Here is a 1,452-nt window from a genome sequence, read left to right as displayed (position 1 = left end):
TGTCTCGTCCTGCTATAGGTTGACACAAAGTCGACAGAAATGCAGAAAAGACCATCAAAAGAAAGTATCATTGCCGAGTATCTCAGTGGCGAAACCAGCTACCGTAAAATGGGGGAGAAACATGGCATCAACTTTTACAGCATCCGCCGCTGGGTACTTCAACACCAGGGCCGTATGAAACAACCACCAAGAGCTAAAACAGTAAAGCCTGCACCGGATTTTTTACCCGATGAATCCCTGCCTACGGATGTGAAGACACTGCAGGCCGAACTGCGGAAGGCAAGACTTGAGAAGCAGGTACTAGAGGAGGTGATCAACGTGGCCGAAGAGGAGCTGGGAATCCCGATTCGAAAAAAGCATGGTGCCAAGCAATCCTGAGAATAGAGCAAAGAGCGCCCTGCCGAGCTGTCGGGATGCTTTGCTGCTTGTTTGGCTACAGTAGGCAGGCGTACTACCAACATGTCAGAATACAGGAGCAGCAGGCCCTGCAGGAGGATCTGCTGGTGCAGGAAGTGCTGCGCATCCGCCAAACCCAAAAGCGGTTGGGAGCCCGCAAGCTACTGGTGGTGATGTCGGCCTTTATGGCTGAACATGGCATTGGTATAGGCCGTGACGCTTTCTTTGAGCTGCTGCGCGAGCAGGGCCTGCTCATCAGGAAACGAAGGCGCTCCAGGCCCCAGACCACCTTCTCGAGCCACTGGCTGCGCAAGTACAGCAACCTGATCATAGGCTTTGCCCCAATAGCCCCTAACCAGCTGTGGGTGAGTGATATCACCTACATTCACCTGCAGGAGGGCTTTGCTTACCTGAGCCTGATCACCGATGCCTACAGCCATAAGATCGTGGGTTTTTACCTGTGCCAGGATCTCTCCGCCTGGGGGTGCATCCAGGCCCTGGAGATGGCCCTGGAAGGGAACCTGGTGCACAAGGGGCTGATCCATCATTCGGACCGGGGCCTGCAGTACTGCAGCTCCGGCTATGTAAAGCTACTGCAGGACCACCACATTGCTATCTCTATGACACAGCAGGGGGATCCGCTGGAGAATGCGCTGGCAGAGCGCGTAAACGGCATCCTTAAGGAGGAGTTACTGGAGGTGGTTTACCCCACTTTCGCTACTGCACAGACAGCTATAGCTTCCGCTATCAGTGTCTATAACCACCAGCGCCCGCACTCCAGCGTGGACATGCTCACTCCAGTAGAGGCACACACTAAAACAGGAGAACTGAAAAAGCACTGGAAGAACTACTATGCCATCAAAAGGGAAAAGGAAGTATGGAGGGTATAGGTGAAGGAAATATCAGCAATGGAGATGGGAGGATGTAAAAGCTTATAAATGTAAAGCTATAGCCGGACAAACAACCAATGTAAAGGCTTGGCAGGATTATATTTTATGTGTAAACTTGATTAAGGATTAGTAAAGAAAAACTGTCAACTTTTTCCAGGACGAGGCA

The 1,452-nt window shown here is 51.7% G+C and carries 2 protein-coding genes; both read left to right on the top strand.

What is annotated here, in order from left to right; genetic code table 11:
• Nucleotides 1–39 precede the first annotated feature (39 nt).
• Nucleotides 40–378, top strand: a complete 339-nt coding sequence (locus tag LN995_RS21585; RefSeq protein WP_229963168.1) for a transposase — start codon at nucleotides 40–42, stop codon at nucleotides 376–378.
• A complete protein-coding gene (locus tag LN995_RS21580) occupies nucleotides 372–1,286 on the top strand; it encodes an IS3 family transposase (protein ID WP_317206991.1) in 915 nt (304 codons plus the stop codon). Before LN995_RS21585 ends, LN995_RS21580 begins: the two co-directional genes overlap by 7 nt.
• Nucleotides 1,287–1,452 lie beyond the last annotated feature (166 nt).

This window comes from Pontibacter silvestris (genome assembly GCF_020907275.1).
Lineage (GTDB): Bacteria > Bacteroidota > Bacteroidia > Cytophagales > Hymenobacteraceae > Pontibacter > Pontibacter silvestris.
Note: the sequence above shows the minus strand (reverse complement) of the source record. Positions and strands in the feature narration are given on the sequence as shown.

Bases quoted from the DNA above. Each gene is read 5' to 3' on its own strand.
- LN995_RS21585 (WP_229963168.1), top strand. From the start codon at position 40: ATGCAGAAAAGACCATCAAAAGAAAGTATCATTGCCGAGTATCTCAGT.